The 16,638-nt window shown below is 68.0% G+C and carries 17 protein-coding genes; 7 read left to right on the top strand and 10 right to left on the bottom strand.

The window, feature by feature from the left end:
* The coding region (locus AC6H42_RS00690) for a response regulator (RefSeq protein ID WP_497547143.1) at nucleotides 1-853 on the top strand (853 nt) is incomplete at its 5' end.
* On the opposite strand, the gene AC6H42_RS00685 is transcribed toward AC6H42_RS00690, so the two are convergent.
* Nucleotides 823-2,064, bottom strand: a complete 1,242-nt coding sequence (locus tag AC6H42_RS00685) for a class I SAM-dependent methyltransferase (RefSeq protein WP_057153002.1) — start codon at nucleotides 2,062-2,064, stop codon at nucleotides 823-825. The two genes, AC6H42_RS00690 and AC6H42_RS00685, sit on opposite strands and share 31 nt — an antisense overlap.
* Nucleotides 2,065-2,082: 18 nt before the next feature.
* A complete protein-coding gene (gene pdxH, locus AC6H42_RS00680) occupies nucleotides 2,083-3,285 on the bottom strand; it encodes a pyridoxamine 5'-phosphate oxidase (RefSeq protein WP_497547142.1) in 1,203 nt (400 codons plus the stop codon).
* A gap of 81 nt (nucleotides 3,286-3,366) precedes the next feature.
* On the opposite strand from pdxH, the gene tcdA reads away from it, so the two are divergent.
* Nucleotides 3,367-4,224, top strand: a complete 858-nt coding sequence (gene tcdA, locus AC6H42_RS00675; protein ID WP_497547141.1) for a tRNA cyclic N6-threonylcarbamoyladenosine(37) synthase TcdA — start codon at nucleotides 3,367-3,369, stop codon at nucleotides 4,222-4,224.
* 129 nt (nucleotides 4,225-4,353) lie between these two features.
* Here tcdA and thpR read toward each other — a convergent pair whose 3' ends face one another.
* Nucleotides 4,354-4,902, bottom strand: coding sequence for an RNA 2',3'-cyclic phosphodiesterase (thpR, locus tag AC6H42_RS00670; RefSeq protein WP_082551483.1), 549 nt, complete (start codon nucleotides 4,900-4,902; stop codon nucleotides 4,354-4,356).
* A 35-nt stretch (nucleotides 4,903-4,937) separates the two neighbouring features.
* Between thpR and AC6H42_RS00665 the strand changes: the two genes are divergently transcribed.
* Both AC6H42_RS00665 and cysK read left to right on the top strand, forming a co-directional pair.
* Nucleotides 4,938-5,435: an FKBP-type peptidyl-prolyl cis-trans isomerase gene (locus AC6H42_RS00665; protein WP_057153008.1), complete on the top strand. Its 498-nt coding sequence runs from the start codon at nucleotides 4,938-4,940 to the stop codon at nucleotides 5,433-5,435.
* An 86-nt stretch (nucleotides 5,436-5,521) separates the two neighbouring features.
* Complete coding sequence (cysK, locus tag AC6H42_RS00660) at nucleotides 5,522-6,457, top strand: cysteine synthase A (protein WP_057153010.1); 936 nt, start codon at nucleotides 5,522-5,524, stop codon at nucleotides 6,455-6,457.
* A 13-nt stretch (nucleotides 6,458-6,470) separates the two neighbouring features.
* Here cysK and AC6H42_RS00655 read toward each other — a convergent pair whose 3' ends face one another.
* Genes AC6H42_RS00655 through AC6H42_RS00635 form a run of 5 tightly spaced genes read right to left on the bottom strand, consistent with a single transcriptional unit; the run spans nucleotide 6,471 to nucleotide 9,740 of the window.
* A complete protein-coding gene (locus AC6H42_RS00655) occupies nucleotides 6,471-7,553 on the bottom strand; it encodes a cation diffusion facilitator family transporter (protein WP_497547140.1) in 1,083 nt (360 codons plus the stop codon).
* Between the two features lie 3 nt (nucleotides 7,554-7,556).
* Complete coding sequence (locus AC6H42_RS00650; RefSeq protein ID WP_057153014.1) at nucleotides 7,557-7,859, bottom strand: ArsR/SmtB family transcription factor; 303 nt, start codon at nucleotides 7,857-7,859, stop codon at nucleotides 7,557-7,559.
* A 50-nt stretch (nucleotides 7,860-7,909) separates the two neighbouring features.
* Nucleotides 7,910-8,425, bottom strand: coding sequence for a hypothetical protein (locus AC6H42_RS00645; RefSeq protein ID WP_057153016.1), 516 nt, complete (start codon nucleotides 8,423-8,425; stop codon nucleotides 7,910-7,912).
* Between the two features lie 12 nt (nucleotides 8,426-8,437).
* On the bottom strand, nucleotides 8,438-9,166 hold the full coding sequence (locus tag AC6H42_RS00640) for a P-loop NTPase family protein (protein ID WP_057153017.1): 729 nt from the start codon (nucleotides 9,164-9,166) through the stop codon (nucleotides 8,438-8,440).
* Nucleotides 9,167-9,215: 49 nt separating this feature from the next.
* Nucleotides 9,216-9,740, bottom strand: coding sequence for a CinA family protein (locus tag AC6H42_RS00635; protein WP_082551484.1), 525 nt, complete (start codon nucleotides 9,738-9,740; stop codon nucleotides 9,216-9,218).
* A gap of 158 nt (nucleotides 9,741-9,898) precedes the next feature.
* Here AC6H42_RS00635 and AC6H42_RS00630 point away from each other — a divergent pair, with 158 nt between their 5' ends.
* From AC6H42_RS00630 to AC6H42_RS00620, 3 genes are read left to right on the top strand one after another with little or no spacing between them, the layout of a single operon-like run.
* Nucleotides 9,899-10,522: a TOL_0243 family YfiR-like periplasmic protein gene (locus AC6H42_RS00630; protein WP_497547139.1), complete on the top strand. Its 624-nt coding sequence runs from the start codon at nucleotides 9,899-9,901 to the stop codon at nucleotides 10,520-10,522.
* Nucleotides 10,519-12,600 (top strand): sensor histidine kinase, YfiR-like protein-associated, encoded by a 2,082-nt coding sequence (locus AC6H42_RS00625; protein ID WP_497547138.1) that lies wholly within the window; start codon nucleotides 10,519-10,521, stop codon nucleotides 12,598-12,600. The genes AC6H42_RS00630 and AC6H42_RS00625 overlap by 4 nt, the downstream gene beginning before the upstream one ends.
* The gene (locus tag AC6H42_RS00620; RefSeq protein WP_057153019.1) at nucleotides 12,597-15,215 is read left to right on the top strand and encodes an EAL domain-containing protein; all 2,619 of its coding nucleotides are present in this window, start codon (nucleotides 12,597-12,599) and stop codon (nucleotides 15,213-15,215) included. The genes AC6H42_RS00625 and AC6H42_RS00620 overlap by 4 nt, the downstream gene beginning before the upstream one ends.
* Nucleotides 15,216-15,226: 11 nt before the next feature.
* Here AC6H42_RS00620 and thiL read toward each other — a convergent pair whose 3' ends face one another.
* Both thiL and AC6H42_RS00610 read right to left on the bottom strand, forming a co-directional pair.
* Entirely contained in the window at nucleotides 15,227-16,225 is a 999-nt protein-coding gene (gene thiL / locus AC6H42_RS00615; RefSeq protein WP_057153020.1) for a thiamine-phosphate kinase, read from the bottom strand.
* Between the two features lie 20 nt (nucleotides 16,226-16,245).
* Entirely contained in the window at nucleotides 16,246-16,461 is a 216-nt protein-coding gene (locus AC6H42_RS00610) for a hypothetical protein (protein ID WP_057153021.1), read from the bottom strand.
* Nucleotides 16,462-16,638: the final 177 nt, after the last annotated feature.

Below are 16,638 nucleotides of genomic sequence, written 5' to 3'. Positions count from 1 at the left end.
GCCGGGCCCGGCGACGCCGCGCCACGCCGACATGCGCAGCGGCCAGGACCGCCGCCGCGATCCGGCCGCCGCCGGCAGTCCCGGGGCGCCGGCCGAGGCGCGCGCCGGCAGCCTGCGCGTGCTGCTGGCGGAGGACAACCCGGTCAACCAGCGCCTGGCGCTGCGCCTGCTGGAAAAACTGGGCCACCGCGCCACGCTGGTCGACAGCGGCGTCGCGGCGCTGGAATACGCCACCAGCGTGCGCTATGACGCCGTGCTGATGGACGTGCAGATGCCCGGTCTGGATGGCCTGGCGGCCACGCGCCACATCCGCCTCTGGGAGCAGGGCAGAGATCAAGGCGCAGGGCAGGGCGGCGCACCCGGCGCGGCGGCGGCGCGGCGGCTGCCCATCATCGCCATGACCGCGCGCGCCATGGCCGGCGACCGCGAGCGCTGCCTGGAAGCGGGCATGGACGGCTACCTGTCCAAGCCCATCAGCCTGGCGCGCCTGCGGGACGCCCTGGCCGGCTGCGCGGCGCCCGCCCTGGCCCGGCGGGAGGCGGACGGTGCTCCCGGCGGCCTGCCGGTGCTGGACTGGCAGGCCGCACTGCAGCGGCTCGATGGCGACCAGGACTTGCTGCGCGAACTGGCCGCGCTGTTCCTGCTGGACGGCCCGCAGCTCTGGCGCGAAGTGGCGGACGCGCAGGCCGCGCAGGACAGGGAGCGCGCCGCGCGCGCCGTGCACAACCTCAAAGGCGTGCTGATGAACTTCGGCGCCGCGCGCGCCATCGCCGCCGCCGACAGCGCCAGCATCCCCGCCATGGAAGCGGCGCTGCAGCAGCTCTACTCAGCCCTCGGCGACGCCCTGGCTTGAGATGCCCCGGCCTGGTACATATAGCCGCGCGACCAGGGCAGCACGCGCGGATTGCGCCCGGCCTTGCCGCACACGATCTGGTACAAGCTGAGCAGATCCTGTTCGAAGCCGTACACGCAGCCCGCCAGATACACATGCCAGATGCGGAAGCGCTTCTCGCCGGCCAGCGTCCTGATGCGCTCCGCGTTGGCCTCGAAATTGTCGGTCCAGATCGAACAGGTGCGCGCGTAGTGGCGGCGCAGGTTCTCCACGTCGTACGCCTCCAGCCCGCCTTGCTGCATGGCCTTGAGCACCTGCCCGAGGTGCACCAGCTCCCCGTGCGGGAACACATACTTGTCGATGAATTCGCCGCCGCCGTATGGCGTCTCGCCGCCCTCCGCGTCGGTGCTGGTGATGCCATGGTTCATGGCCACGCCGTCCTCCGCCAGCAGGGCGTTGATGGCGCTGAAATAGGCCGGCAAATACTTCAGGCCCACGTGCTCGAACATGCCCACGCTGGTGATGCGGTCGAAGCTGCCGCGCACGTCGCGGTAATCCTGCAGGCGGATTTCCACCAGCTGTTCCAGCCCCGCCTCGCGCACCCGCTCGCGCGCCAGCTCGAACTGGTTCTGCGACAGCGTGATGCCGACGCAGCGCGCACCGTGGCGCTGCGCCGCGCGTATCACCAGCGCGCCCCAGCCGCAGCCGATGTCGAGCAGCGTCTGCCCCGGCTGCAGCCGGATCTTGGCCAGGATATGGTCGATTTTCTTGATCTGCGCGGCCGCCAGGTCCTCGTCGCCGCGCTCGAAGTAGGCGCAGGAATACACCATGGCCGGGTCCAGGAACTGCTGGTAGAACTCGTTGGAGACGTCGTAGTGGTAGCGGATCGCCTCGGCGTCCTTCTTGCGGTCATGCGTAAAATTGCGCGCGATGCGGGCGAAGCGCCCTTGCTCCTTGAGGGTGGAGCGCGCCAGCGCGTTCACCACGGCGATCATGTCGCGCGCCGCGCCGCGCACCTCGATCAGGCCCTCCACGTAGGCCGAACCGAGGTTGGACAGGGACGGCGTGAGCAGATAGCGCGCGGCGGATGCGCGCGGCAGGCGTATCGTCACGCGCGGCGGCTCAGGGGAAAAGTCGAACTGCTGGCCGTTCCACAGTTCTATGCGCAGCGGCATGGCGGTCTGGTGCTGCACCCCCGCCATCCAGGCGCTGAGTCGGTTTTGCGCGAACACGGTTGCCTCCCTAAAAAATCAGGGCTGCAAGCGCTCCTTCTTCCAGCTGCCGTCCGCTTGCAGCGTAAACACGATGCGGTCATGGAAGCGCGAGCGGCGGCCCTGCCAGAATTCGACCCGCTCCGGCACCAGGCGGTAGCCGCCCCAGTGCGGCGGGCGCTGCGGCTGGCCGCCGCTGGCCGCTTCCACGGCCGCAAAATTCGCTTCCATCTCGGCCCGGCTGGCAATGCGTTCGCTCTGATGCGAGGCCACCGCCGCCAGCTGGCTCTTCACGGGACGGCTGTAGAAGTACGTATCGCTGTCCTCGGCCGAGGTCTTTTCCACGCGGCCCTCGATGCGCACCTGGCGTTCCAGCTCGCGCCAGAAAAACAGCAGGGCCGCATGCGGGTTCTGCGCTAACTGCTGGCCTTTCTGGCTCTCGTAATTGGTGTACCACGTGAAGCCGCGCGCGTCGTATTGCTTGATCAGCACGACGCGCGAGCTGGGCTTGCCGTCCGCGCCCACGGTGGCCACGCTCATGGCGTTGGCCTCGAAAACTTCGGCCTTCATGGCTTCGTCGAACCACTTGGCGAACTGGTCCACCGGGTGGTCCAGCGTGTCGGCCTCGTCCAGGCTGGCGCGGCCGTAATCGAGCCGCAAGTCGGCGATGTCGACGCCGGCGGCGGTGGCTGGGGCCGGCGCCGCTGCCGGCGCGATGCCCCGCCGCGCCTGCATGGCATCGCCCAGTTGCTGCATCTGCACCGGGCTGAAGATGCGCTTGGCCATCGGCGCGATGTGCTGTTCTTCCTGCTCCATGTGGGCCGTGTAGTCGGCGACGAATTTCTCCACCGCTGGAGCGGACAGGGCGGTATCTGTCCCTGTGGCAATTTTGTCAAGTTGTGCTTTAATTATAAGCCAATCCCCATCCATTTGCTGGTGCTGCGCAAGGAGGCGCGGCATCATGTCGCGCAGCACGGCGGCATCGTCGCCGCGCGCGGTGGCGTCCAGCATGGGCAGCAGGTTGCGCTCCTCGTCCTCGTGGTGCAAATGGGCCGCGTTGCTGAAATATTTCAGCACCGCCTGCGCCGCCTGGCGCGCCTGCTGGTCGGCGCCGTGCTGCGGCAGGTGGGCCAGCAGCTTGCGCAGGGTGGCGAGCTGCTGGCGGATGCGGTCGTGGCAGTGTTTCAGGACGGCGATGGGCTGGCTGAAGTCGGGCGCCGTGTCGATCAGGGAATTGCTCATGGAGGGGCTCGTCGGTTTGGCTATGGATAGTCAGCCATTCTAGAATAAATCCTTGCCGCCCGCGTCCGTTAGAATGACGGGATGACCGACCTAATTTCCCCCCCCAACCCCGAAGTGGACTACGAGCGCCGCTTCGGCGGCGTTGGCCGCCTGTACGGCCAGCCCGCGCTGGAACGCTTCCGCAACGCCCACATCTGCGTGATCGGCGTCGGCGGCGTCGGCTCCTGGATCGTCGAGGCGCTGGCCCGCAGCGCCATCGGGCGCCTGACCCTGATCGACCTCGACAACGTGGCCGAATCGAACATCAACCGCCAGATCCAGGCCCTGACCGGCACGCTCGGCCAGGCCAAGATCCACGCGCTGGCCGAGCGCATCGCGCAGATCAACCCCTACTGCGACGTGACGCAGATCGAGGACTTCATCGAGCCGGACAACCTGGAGCAGATGGTCGGCGTGGGCCGCTACGACTACGTGGTTGACGCCATCGACAGCGCCAAGGCCAAGACCGCGCTGGTGGCCCACTGCCACCGCCACAAGATCCCGCTGATCGTGATCGGCAGCGCCGGCGGCAAGACCGACCCGGCCAAGATCGAAGTGCGCGACCTGTCCAAGACCGAGCAGGAGCCGCTGCTCAAGAAAGTGCGGCGCCGGCTGCGCAGCAACTACGGCTTCCCGCCGGGCATGAAGAACAAGTACAACATCGACGCCGTGTTCTCGATGGAGCCGCTGCAGGCGCCCAACACCGGCGAAGCGTGCTCGATCGACGGCGACGAGCGGGCGGTCACCGGCCTGAACTGCGCCGGCTACGGCTCCGCGATGGTGGTCACCGCCACCTTCGGCATGGTCGCCGCCGGCCACGTCCTGAACAAGCTCGCCGCCCAGGTCACCCCGCCCCCCGCCCGCCTGCAGCCTGAACCAACATCCCCCAGCCCAGCCTAGCCCAGCCTAGCCCAGCCCAGCCCAGCCCAGCCAGGCAAAGCCCAGCCAAGCAGCCTGAGCCGCATTTACCCCCACTTCGGGGTCTGACCCCGAAGTGGGGGTAAATGCGGCTGAGCTCGCTTGCGTAAGTTATTGATTTACTTGAGCATGTTTTGCGGCAATGGCCATGTAGCTGCCGTTGGGGAAGGATTCGACCAGCGCCACGCCGGTGGCGTGCCACGGCACCGGTTCGAATTGCGCGTCCGGCGGGGCGCTTTTTGCTTCGCGCGCCAGCGTGATGTGGGGTTTGAAGTCGCCGTGCGTGGCGGCAGTAAAGCCGGCCGCTTCCAGCCGCCCCATCAGGTCGGCCTGCAGCGCGGACAGCGCCGGCGGCGGCGCCGACATGCCGGCCCAGGCAATCCGCGGACGCTGGAAGTAGCCCAGCATGTCCACCCGCAGCCGCAGCTCCGGCACCGCCAGCCCGTCCAGTATCGACAGCAGCGGCGCCATCGCCGCGGCCGGCTGTTGCCCCAGGAACGCCAGCGTCAGGTGCAGCTTGGCCGGGGCGATGGCCCGTCCCGGCGCCAGCGGCTGCAGCCGCGCCAGCGCGGCGCGCGTGTCCTCATCCGGCCACAACGCGAAAAAAAGCTTGTGGCCGGTCTGTTGAATAATTGCATCGGATGGCTGATTTGTTATCATGTGCGTCGCTTGAAACCTCAACGAAAGAATACATTATGGCCCGTCGTTCTGTTTTGTTCGCATTCCTGCTTGCCAGCATCGCCACCGCCACCCTGGCGCAGGCCGCCGGCCAAGCGCCCGCCACCGCTGCCGCCGCTGATGCGCCCGCGCCGGCGCCGGTCGTGGTCGGCTCGGCCCAGCCCGGCCCAGCCGCCGATTCGCTGATCGTCAACGACGTCAAAGTCGGCGCCGGCAAGGAAGCCACCGCCGGCCACCTGGTGCGCGTCAACTACACGGGCTGGCTGTACCGCCCGCTGGCCAAGAACCAGCGCGGCAAGAAGTTCGACAGTTCCATCGGCCGCGAGCCGCTCGAGTTTACGCTGGGCAAGGGCCAGGTCATCAAGGGCTGGGACCAGGGCGTGCAGGGCATGAAGGTGGGCGGCAAGCGCATCCTCATCATCCCGGCGGAACTGGCTTACGGCCCGCGTTCGGCCGGCGAGATTCCGCCGAACTCGGCACTGACCTTTGAAGTGGAACTGCTGGACGTGAAATAAGTCCTGCCAGGCCGCGCCCGGCGTGGTGCGCGGCCTCGAATTCGGCGTAGACTGAAGCTTCCAGCCACTCGAGCGGAGCCTACGCCATGAATATTGCCAACGATGTCACTGAACTGATCGGCAACACGCCGCTGGTTCGCATCAACCGGATGGCCGCCGGCGCACCGGCGCAAATCCTTGCCAAGCTAGAGTTTTACAGTCCCGCGCACAGCGTGAAAGACCGCATCGGCCTGTCCATGATCCAGGCCGCCGAAGCGGCCGGCCAGATCCGCCCCGATTCCATCATCCTTGAGCCTACCAGCGGCAATACCGGCATCGCGCTGGCCATGGTGTGCGCCGCGCGCGGCTACCGCTGCGCGCTGACCATGCCCGACACCATGAGCCGCGAACGCCGCATGCTGCTGCGCGCCTATGGCGCCGAGCTGATACTGACGCCGGGCAGCGAGGGCATGCTGGGCGCGATCCGTCGCGCCGAGCAGCTGGCCGAGTCGGACCCGCGCTACCTGATCCTGCAGCAGTTCAACAACCCGGCCAACCCGGAGGTGCACCGCCGCACCACCGCCGAGGAAATCTGGCGCGACACCGACGGCCGCGCCGACATCCTGGTGGCCGGCGTGGGCACCGGCGGCACCATCACCGGGGTGGGCGAAGTGATCAAGGCGCGCAAGCCGGAGTTCCAGTGCATTGCCGTGGAGCCGGACGCGTCGCCGGTGCTGTCGGGCGGCCCCAAGGGGGCGCACCCGATCCAGGGCATCGGCGCCGGCTTCGTGCCGGCCGTGCTGAACACCCAGGTGTACAAGGAAGTGATACGGGTGAAGAACGAGGATGCCTTCGCCACCGCGCGGGCGGCGGCGTCGCAGGAAGGGCTGATGGTGGGCATTTCGTCGGGCGCGGCGCTGTGGGCCGCGATCCAGGTGGCGCAGCGGCCCGAGAACGCGGGCAAGCTGATCGTCACCATCATCCCGTCGTTCGGCGAGCGCTACCTGAGCACGGCGCTGTTCTCGGGACTGGCCGACCAGTAGCGGCCGGCCGCGCTCAGGGCGCCTGCAGGCAGCAGGCGTGGTCGGTGGTGCCCATCTCCACCTGCAGCGTGCAGTGGTGCACCGCGAAGTCGGCCTTCAGGCGCGCGGCGATCTCGTCGAGCGCCTCGTCGCCGGGGTGCCCGCCCGGCATCACCAGGTGGGCGGTGAGCGCCGTTTCGGTGGTGCTCATGGCCCAGATGTGCAGGTCGTGCACCTCGTTCACGCCGGGCCGGGCGCGCAGGAAGCGCTCCACTTCGGGCGCGTCCACCGATTCCGGCACCGCCGCCAGCACCAGCTTCAGCGCTTCGCGCAGCAGCGCCCAGGTGCTCACCATGATGATGACCACGATGGCGATGCTGACCAGCGGGTCGAGCCAGGTCCAGCCGGTCCACAGCACGGCCAGGCCGGCCAGCAGCACGCCCAGCGAGATGGCGGCGTCGGCCGCCAGGTGCAGGTAGGCGCCGCGGATGTTGATGTCGTCCTTGGCGCCGGCCATGAACAGCCAGGCCGAGAAGCCGTTGACGGCGATGCCCACCGCCGCCACCACCGACACCGTCAACCCGTGCACCGGGGTGGGGTTCATCAACTGCTGCACCGCTTCCCAGGCGATGGCGCCGCAGGCGGCCATCAGCAGCATGGCGTTGAACAGCGCGGCCAGCATGGAGCTGCTGCGCAGGCCGTAGGTGTAGCGCTGGTTGGGCGCGCGCCTGGCCAGGATGGCGGCGCCCCAGGCCAGCATCAGGCCCAGCACGTCGGACAGGTTGTGGCCGGCGTCGGCCATCAGCGCAGTGGAGTTGGCGACGAAGCCGTAGCCGAATTCGATGGCGACAAAAACCGTGTTCAGCGCAATGGCGATGGCGAACGCGCGGCCCTGGCTGTTCGGGTCGCCATGGTGGTGGTGATGGCCGCCATGGCCGTGACCGTGGCCGTGATCATGGTCATGGTCATGGTCATGGTTGCGGCCGTGGTCATGCTGGTGTCCATGCTCATGGTCGTGCTCGTCATCGTGGGCATGTTGGTGGCCATGCTGGTGCTCGTGCGCGCGGCGGTGGCCGGCGCGCTGCGGTTCGTGCTGGTGGTCGTGGTCGTGTGGCATGGCTTATCCGGGTTCGGCGATATGCTCGAGCATATCGTGGAGCACGCCGCTGATGTGGGCATCGGCGGCGGCGTAGAAGACCTGCTTGCCCAGGCGCTCGGATTTGACGATGCGGGCGGCGCGCAGCAGGCGCAAATGGTGGCTGACGAGCGAACTGCTCAATTGCAGCGCGGCGGCGATGTCGCCCACGGCCACCGGCGCCGCCACGCAGGCGAGCACGATGCGCAGCCGCGTCGGATCGCCCAGCAGGTGGAACAGGTCAGCCAGCTGGGCGATGGACGCGTCGGATTCGGGTGGGGTGCACATAAGTCAACATATGAATAGGTGTTCACATGTTAGCACATTACGGCGGGCGCTTACTTTTGCAGTTCAGCCTGGATCTGCTCGCGGGCCTTGGCGTCCAGCTTGTCGATGGCGCGGGTCAGCTTCTCGGCCTGGGCCAGCGCCGCCGCTTGCTGCACGGTCAACTGGGGCGCCGCCGCAGGCTTGCTGAACAGCGCCTGCACGCCGGTCACCAGCAACGCGGTCAGCAGCGAGATGCCGGCGGCGGCGGCCAGCAGGCGCAGTTCGCGCGGCGTCAGCAGCGGCGACTGGGTGGCGATGGCTTGCACCGGCGCGGCCGGGGCGGGCGCGTAGCCGGCGGTGGCGGGGGCGGCCGGGCTGGCCGGGGCGCGGGCCGGCGCCAGGCCGCCGGCGGCGCGCGCCTGCTCGGCCAGCTCCTGCGAGGCGGCGTCGATGCGCGCGATGTGGCGCTCCACCGATTCGGCCAGCACCGCTTCGTTCAGCGCCACCAGCGCGAAGATGGGATCGTCGATATCGACCTTGACGCCGGTTTTTTCAAACACGAGGCTGCGCAGCTTGTGCTGGTCCATGGCGCCGTCCTCTTACCAGCTGACTTTGTCGAGCTGCTCGAACAGGTCGCGGAACACCACCTTGATGCGCTGCTTTTCCATTACGTTGAATTTGTCGCTGGCTTTCACTTCGTCGGCCGTCAGGCGCGCCGTGTTCATCTTCTTGATGTCGGCGCCGAAGGTGTCGGCGTTGCGTTGCGTGAGCACCACGCGGCCCACCACGCGCGCGGCGTTGTCGGCGTAGGTCTGCGATTCGATGAAGGACTTGCCGGAGGCCGACACCAGCTGGCCGAAGTGTTCGTTCTCCCACAGCACCAGCGGCACCGAGGTCGATTTTGCCGTGGACAAAAAGCCCATCGCGGTGTCGTGCAGCGTGTCGCCGCCGCCGACGATGGTGTGGATGTAGACCTTGCGGCCCGACTCCTGCAGCAGCGCGAAGCAGTCGTTTTCGATCAGGTAGGCCACCAGCGGCGAGAAGGTGTTGGCGCCGTTGTCGATCACGCAGTTGCCGTCTTCCTCCAGGATGTCGATCATCAGCGCGTCGAAGCGCTTGGGGTCGATGGTGCGCGCGTCCGTCATCACCGGCACGTGCTTCACGTCCATCGCCTTGTAGCGCGAGAAGGTGGCGTTTTCCTGGTCGGTGTCGTAGCAGCGCAGCGGGGTTTCGTCCTTGGCCGCCAGCCATTGCGCCAGGATGGTCGACACCAAGGTCTTGCCTATGCCGCCTTTGCCCTGCAGGATGAAATGTACGGTGTTCTGCATCGCGCTCTCGTGAAATATGTCTCTGATTAGTGGGCCTGCCCGGCACGCACTATACCAAAAAGCGCAGCAGCCCTTGCAGCGAATGCGCCACGGCCTGCTCGCGCACGGCGCGCCGGTCGCCGCCGAACACCAGCCGCTCGGTGCGCACCCAGCCCGGCCCGGCCCAGCCGAAGCACACCGTGCCCACCGGCTTGCCGGCCACCGCGCCGCCCGGGCCGGCGATGCCGGTGGTCGACAGCGCCACCTGGGCCGCGCTGTGGGCCAGCGCGCCCACCGCCATCGCCGCCGCCACTTCCTCGCTGACGGCGCCGTGCTGCGCGATCAGGCCGGCCGGCACGCCCAGCATGCCGGTCTTGGATTCGTTGGAATAGGTGACGAATCCGCGCTCGAACCAGCCGCTGGAGCCGGCAATTTCCGTCACCGCCTGCGCCGCGCCGCCGCCGGTGCAGGACTCGGCAGTGCACAGCCGCAGGCCGCGGCTGTGCAGCGCCGCGCCCACGTCGGCGGCCAGGCGCTGCGGCCCGTCCGGTCCTTCCAGCGCCTGGCTTGCCTGTTCCGTTGCCGTGTTGTCCATTTGCGTACTCCTCTTGCATTGCGTACAGTTATTTAATGGACACATTCTAGCCCGCCGCGCTTTGCGCACGGTCAAAAAATTATGCTCAGCAAGGGCAAAAATGCGTACACTCGATTGGCCTGAATCTACTTGGTTTCTAAGTTAAAGGGAGGGGAGACATGCAGCTTGCAAGCTTGCCGCGACTGCTGCGTCTGCCGCTGGTCCTGGCGCGGTTCGTCCCCCGGCTCGCGCCGCAGCTTGCCGTGCCCCTCATGTTCCTGCTGTTGCTGCTGCAGGCGACGCCACGGCCCGCCGCCGCCCAGGACAATAGCCTGGAACGCCAGGTCAAGGCCGCCTACCTGGTCAAGTTTGCCGGCTTCGTCGAATGGCCCGAGGGCAGTTTCGTACGCCCCGACAGCCCGCTGCTGATCGGCGTGATGGGCGCCGACGCGCTGGCCGACCAGCTTGAGCGCAGCGCGGCCGGCCACAGCGCCAACGGCCACCCCTTGCAGATAAAAAAACTCAGGAAGGGCGAGCCGCCCGGCCACCTGCACATCCTGTTCATCGGCGCGCTTGACAGGGCCAGCCTGCAGGAGCTGCTGGCCGCCATCCGCAGCCAGCCCATGCTCACCGTGTCCGACAGCGAGGAAGCGCACGCGCTGGGCAGCATCATCAATTTCGTGCTGGCCGACGAGCGGCTGCGCTTCGAGGTCGCGCTCAAGCCGGCCGCCGCCGCCCGCATCCGCATCAGCGCGCGCATGCTGTCGGCGGCGTACCGGGTGGTGCCGGGAGGGGCGACATGACGGACCAGCGCATGGAAGGGGGGCACATGAAGGGCGGGCATATGCGGCGCATGCGTTCCCTGCGCCAGAAGCTGCTGGGCGTAGTCATGCTGACCACGCTGGTGGCGCTGCTGGTGTCGCTGGCCATGATCGTGGCCTACGACCTGCGCGCCTACCACCAGAGCGTGAGCGGCGACATGAGCACGCAGTCCGAGCTGATCGGCCACATGAGCAGCGCCGCGCTGGCGTTCGACGACCGCGCGCTGGCCAAGCAGACCCTGTCGCTGCTGCGGCTGCGCCCCAAGATCAACGCCGGTGCCATCTACAACGCCAAGGGCAAGCTGTTCGCCAGCTACGTGGCGCCCGGCCAGGACGACCACTTCCCGCAGCAGGCCGAGGCCGACGCCATGCGCTTTGAAGACGGCAAGCTGACGCTGTTCAAGCGCATCGTCGACAACGGCGAGCTGGTGGGCACGGTCTATTTGCGCGCCGAGTACGAAATGGTGGGCCGCCTGGCCGACTACGTGGGCATCGCGCTGCTGGTGATGCTGCCGGCCATGTGCATCGCCTACCTGATCATGCGCCGCACCGACTACATCATCACCCGCCCCATCCTCGACATCCGCGACGTGGCGCGCGAGGTGGTGCAGACCGGCGACTATTCGCGCCGCGCCGCGCCCACCAGCGAGGACGAGGTGGCGCAGCTGGTGGAGTCGTTCAACTCCATGCTGAGCGAAGTGGAAATCCGCCAGCGCGAACTGGCGCAGTCGAACGGCGAACTGGCGCGCGAGGCCGAGCAGCGCACGCTGGCGCAGCAGGAAGTGATGCGGCTGAACGAGGAACTGGAGCAGCGCGTGCACGAGCGCACCTTGCAGCTGGAGGCCACCAACGGCGAACTGGCCATGGCGATGGAAGAGGCCAAGAGCGCCAACCAGGCCAAGTCGGCCTTCCTGTCGTCCATGAGCCACGAACTGCGCACGCCGCTCAACGCCATCCTCGGCTTCGCCCAGATCCTCACTTCCGACAAGCTGCCCTCCACCCTGGTGCAGAAGAAGGAGTTCGCCGGCCATATCCTGAAGTCCGGCCGCCACCTGCTGACCTTGATCAACGAGATCCTCGACCTGGCCAAGATCGAATCGGGCGCGGTGGCGCTGTCGATGGAGCCGGTGGCGCTGCAGGAGATGCTGCAGGAGGTGCAGAGCATGACCGAGCCGCTGGCGGCCGCGCGCGGCATCCGCATGCTGTTCCCGGACAGTTGCCAGGCCACCGTGGGCGCCGACCGCACCCGCCTCAAGCAGGTGCTGCTCAATTTGCTGTCCAACGCCATCAAGTACAACCGCGAGGGCGGCGCGGTGGTGCTCGACTGCAGCAGCAGCGGGCCGGGCCTGCTGCGCCTGTCGGTGCAGGACACCGGCATCGGCCTGAAACCGGAGCAGGTGGCCATGCTGTTCCAGCCTTTCAACCGCCTGGGACAGGAGAGCGGGCCGGAGGAGGGCACCGGCATCGGCCTGGTGGTCACCAAGCGCCTGGTCGAGCTGATGGGCGGGGTGATCGGCGCCTCCAGCAGTCCGGGCGTGGGCAGCCTGTTCTGGATCGAGCTGCGCGCCACCGAGCCGCTGCCTTCGCTGGTCGACAGCGAAACGGCGCGCGCGCTGGTCGACAGCGCCGGCGGGCGCGCCCCGGACGCGCCGGCCGTGATCCTGTATGTCGAGGACAATCCGGCCAACCTGAAACTGGTGGAGGAGATCATCAGCTTCCGGCCCGACCTGCGCCTGCTGCCGGCGCCCGACGCCCACCTCGGCATCGAACTGGCGCGCGCGCACCAGCCGGACGTCATCCTGATGGACATCAACCTGCCCGGCATGAGCGGCCTGGACGCCATCCGTGTGCTGCGCAGCGACAGCCGCACCCAGCACATTCCGGTCATCGCGCTGACCGCCAACGCCATGCCGCGCGACATAGAAAAGGGCGTTGCGGCAGGATTCTTCCGTTACCTCATCAAGCCGATCAACATCGATGAGTTCACGGAGGCCATCAACAGCACGCTGGCCTATGTAGCCGAACGCACCGACCGCAAAGCCAGCAAGGAAATGTCATGATTACCCAGGCCGACATCCTCAACGCGAAGATCCTGATCGTCGACGACCAGGCCGTCAACGTGCAGCTGCTGGAGTACCTGCTCACCACCACCGGCTACACCGCGGTCAGCTCCACCACCGACCCGCGCGTGGTGGCGCCGTGGCACGAGCAGCACACCTACGACCTGATCATCCTCGACCTGCACATGCCCGGCATGAGCGGCTTCGACGTGATGAACGCGCTCAAGCCGCTGGAGGCCGATGCCTACCTGCCGGTGCTGGTGGTGACGGCGCAGCCGGACCACAAGCTGGCCGCGCTGGAGGCCGGCGCGCGCGATTTCGTCAGCAAGCCCTTCGACCCGGTGGAAGTGCTCACGCGCATCCGCAATATGCTGGAAGTGCGGCTGATGCACCGCGAATCGAAGAACTACAGCGCCTTGCTGGAGCAGACCGTGCGCGAGCGCACCGCCGAGCTGCAGCGCTTCCGCAGCGCGATGGACGCCACCGCCGACGCCATCTTCCTGATCGACACCGCCACGCTGGCGCTGGTGGACGTGAACGACGGCGCTTGCCGCATGCTGGGCTACGCCCGCCCGCAGCTGCTGGCGCTGGAGCCCGAACGCATCGGACTGGGTGCGCGCGACAGCCTGCAGGTCCATTGCAACGCAGCCTTGACCACCGTGGGGACGGCGCGCGCGCCCGAGCTGCTGGAGACCGAGCTGACGCGCCAGGACCTGGCGGCGGTGCCGGTGGAACTGTACTGGCAGCTGCAGCAGGGCGGCGGCTTCGACCAGGCCGGGCCGCATCCGGCGGGCGTGCAGCCGACCCTGATTTGCGTGGCGCGCGACATCAGCGAACGCCGCCTGGCCGAGGAGCGCCTGCTGCACATGGCGCACTACGACAGCCTGACCGGCCTGCCCAACCGCACGCTGTTCTTCCAGACCCTGGCCGAGGCCATCGAGCTGGCGCAGGACAAGGAATGGCGCATCGTGGTGCTGTTCATCGCGCTGGACCGCTTCAAGAACATCAACGATTCGCTGGGTCCGGCGGCCGGCGACGAGCTGCTGCGCCAGTTCAGCAACCGGCTGGTGCAGTGCGTGCGCATCCGCGACACCGTGGGCCGCCTGGGCGGCGACGAGTTCGCGCTGATCCTGACCATGACGCGCAACCAGCAGGACGCGGTGCTGGTGGCCAACGAGGTGCGCGAGGCGCTGCGCGCGCCGTTCGACCTGGAGGGCCACCCGGCCGCGCTGACGGCCTCGATCGGCATCGCCATGTACCCGGACGACGCCACCGACCCCGAAACCCTGGTCAAGTACGCCGACACCGCCATGGAGCGCGCCAAGCAGGCCGGCCGCGACGGCTACCGCTTCTTCACCGCCGGCATGAACGTGCAGGTGCTGGCGCGGCTGGACCTGGAACTGGCGCTGCGCCGCGCGCTCGACGAGAACGAACTGCTGCTGTACTACCAGCCCAAGGTCAACCTGACCACCGGCCGCATCAGCGGCGCCGAGGCGCTGCTGCGCTGGCAGCGGCCCAACTACGGCATGGTGTTCCCGGCCGAATTCGTGCCGGTGCTGGAGGACACGGGGCTGATCGTGCGGGTCGGCGCCTGGATCATCGACGCGGCCTGCCGCCAGATCGCCGCCTGGGGCCGCTCCATGGTGGGACCGGTGACGGTGGCGGTGAACGTGTCGAGCCGCCAGTTCGTCGAGGGCGACCTGGAAGGCGAGGTCAAGGCCGCGCTGGAGCGCCACAAGGTGCCGCCCGAGCTGCTTGAGCTGGAGCTGACCGAGACCGCGCTGATGTCCAACGCCGAGCGCACCATCGGCGTGCTGGGACGGCTCAAGGAGCTGGGCGTGAAGTGCTCGATCGACGATTTCGGCACCGGCTATTCCTCGCTGGCCTATCTACAGCGCTTCCCGATCGACAAGCTGAAAATCGACATCGCCTTCGTGCGCGACATCACCACCAACCCGAACGACGCGGCGATCGCGCTGGCCATCATCAGCATGGCGCACAGCCTGAAGCTGCGGGTGATCGCCGAGGGCGTGGAGACGCGGCCGCAGCTGGAATACCTGCGCCGCAACCGCTGCGACGAGATCCAGGGCTATTTCTTCAGCCGCCCGCTGCCGGCCGACGAGATGGGCCAGCTGGTCGAGGGCGGGCGCAGCCTGCCGCCGGACCCGAACCAGGCTGCCGAGCCGCCGCAAACCCTGCTGATCGTGGACGACGACGTCAATGTGCTGTCCTCGCTGCACCGGCTGTTCCGGCGCGACGGCTACCGCATCCTGACCGCTGCCACGCCGGCCGAAGGCTTCGAGCTGCTGGCGCTGTACCCGGTGCAGGTGATCGTGTGCGACCAGCGCATGCCCATCATGAGCGGCACCGAGTTCCTCAGCAAGGTCAAGGAGATGTATCCGGACACGATACGGATTATCCTGTCCGGCTATACGGGCTTGGAGGCGGTGCTCGATTCGATCAACCGGGGTGCGATCTACCGCTTCTACACCAAGCCCTGGGACGATATCCAGCTGCGGGACAATATCCGGCTGGCCTTCCACCACTACTGGCTGATGCACGGCACCGGGCGCCGCGTGGGCGAGCCGGGCGAGGACCATACGTCGCTGGCGTGACCCGCCAGCGTTCAGCCAAAGTGGTCGAAGCCGTGCAGCTTGAGGGCCAGCGGCGCGCCGTGCACATCGACCAGGCGCAGGCCGGCTTCGGCTTCGATGCGACCCACCCGCGTGACCGCCGTGCCGCTTTGCGCGCCGGCCGCCAGCACCGCCCCGCGCGCTTCGGCAGGCGCGGTGAAGCACAACTCGTAGTCGTCGCCGCCGGCCGCCGTGTACGCGCGCCGCCAGTCCTGCGCGCAGCCGGCCAGCACCGGGCCGGCCGGCAGCGCGTCCACGTCCAGCACCGCGCCCACGCCGGACAGCTTCAGGATGTGCCCGACGTCGCCCACCAGTCCGTCCGAAATATCGATGGCCGCGTGCGCGATGCGCTGCTGGGCCAGCAGGCGCCCCAGCGCCACGCGCGGCGTGGGCGCGTGCAGCCGGGCCGACGCCGCCGCGAAGCGCGCCGCCCCGTCCGCGCCGCCTGCCGCCTGCGCCAGCTGCGCCCCCGCGCCCGGCTCGTTCAGGCAGGCCGCCAGCGCCAGGCGCGCGTCGCCCAGCGTGCCGGAGATCCAGATATCGTCGCCGGGCCTGGCCGCGTCGCGCCGCAGCGCCTCGCCCGGCGCCAGTTCGCCGAAGATGGTGATGCAGATGTTGAGCGGCCCCTTGGTGGTGTCGCCGCCCACCAGTTCGCAGCCGTGGGCGTCGGCCAGCGCGAACAGGCCGGCCGAAAAGCCCGCCAGCCAGCCGCGGTCGGCCGACGGCAGCGCCAGCGCCAGGGTGAAGGCGACGGGGCGCGCGCCCATGGCGGCCAGGTCGGACAGGTTGACGGCCAGGCTTTTATGGCCCAGCTGGTACGGGTCGGCGCCGGCGAAGAAATGGCGGCCCTCCACCAGCATATCGGAGGAAATGGCGGTCTGCATGCCGGCGCCGGGCGTCAGCAGGGCGCAGTCGTCGCCTATGCCGAGCGTGGCGCGCAGCGGGCGGGGGCGCTTGAAGTATTCTGCGATGAGGTCGAATTCGGAGAGCATGCCGCCATTGTACTAGCGTACTAGGCGTTGCCGCCCTCGGCCAGTTCGTCCTCCAGCGCCGCCTGGCGCTTGTGGCGGCTGGAACTGTAGCCCCAGATGCCGGTCGAGACGATGGCCGCCGCCGCCAGCAGCGCCGATTGCGCAGTGCCGGGTTCGGCAAAGCACAGCATCACCGTGGCAACGGGAAAGGCTAGACTGGAGAGTCGGAAGCTGTTGTGCCAGAACTGGTAGCTCATCGCGCGCCCTTCTTTCAAAAATGGCAAAGCATGTCAGTAAGGCCAGTCTATTACGTGAAAGCTACATTGTCTAGGAGAACTAAAGCCTTTCATTCAACTATCCTGATCCTGGCGCAATAGTTGCGCTCCGAAAGGCGGATGTGCCATAGAAAGAATTGATAAAATTGATAAGGCCGA

It is taken from the genome of Massilia sp. NBRC 108631, assembly GCF_059704565.1.
This window is presented reverse-complemented; position numbering and strand designations above follow the sequence as displayed.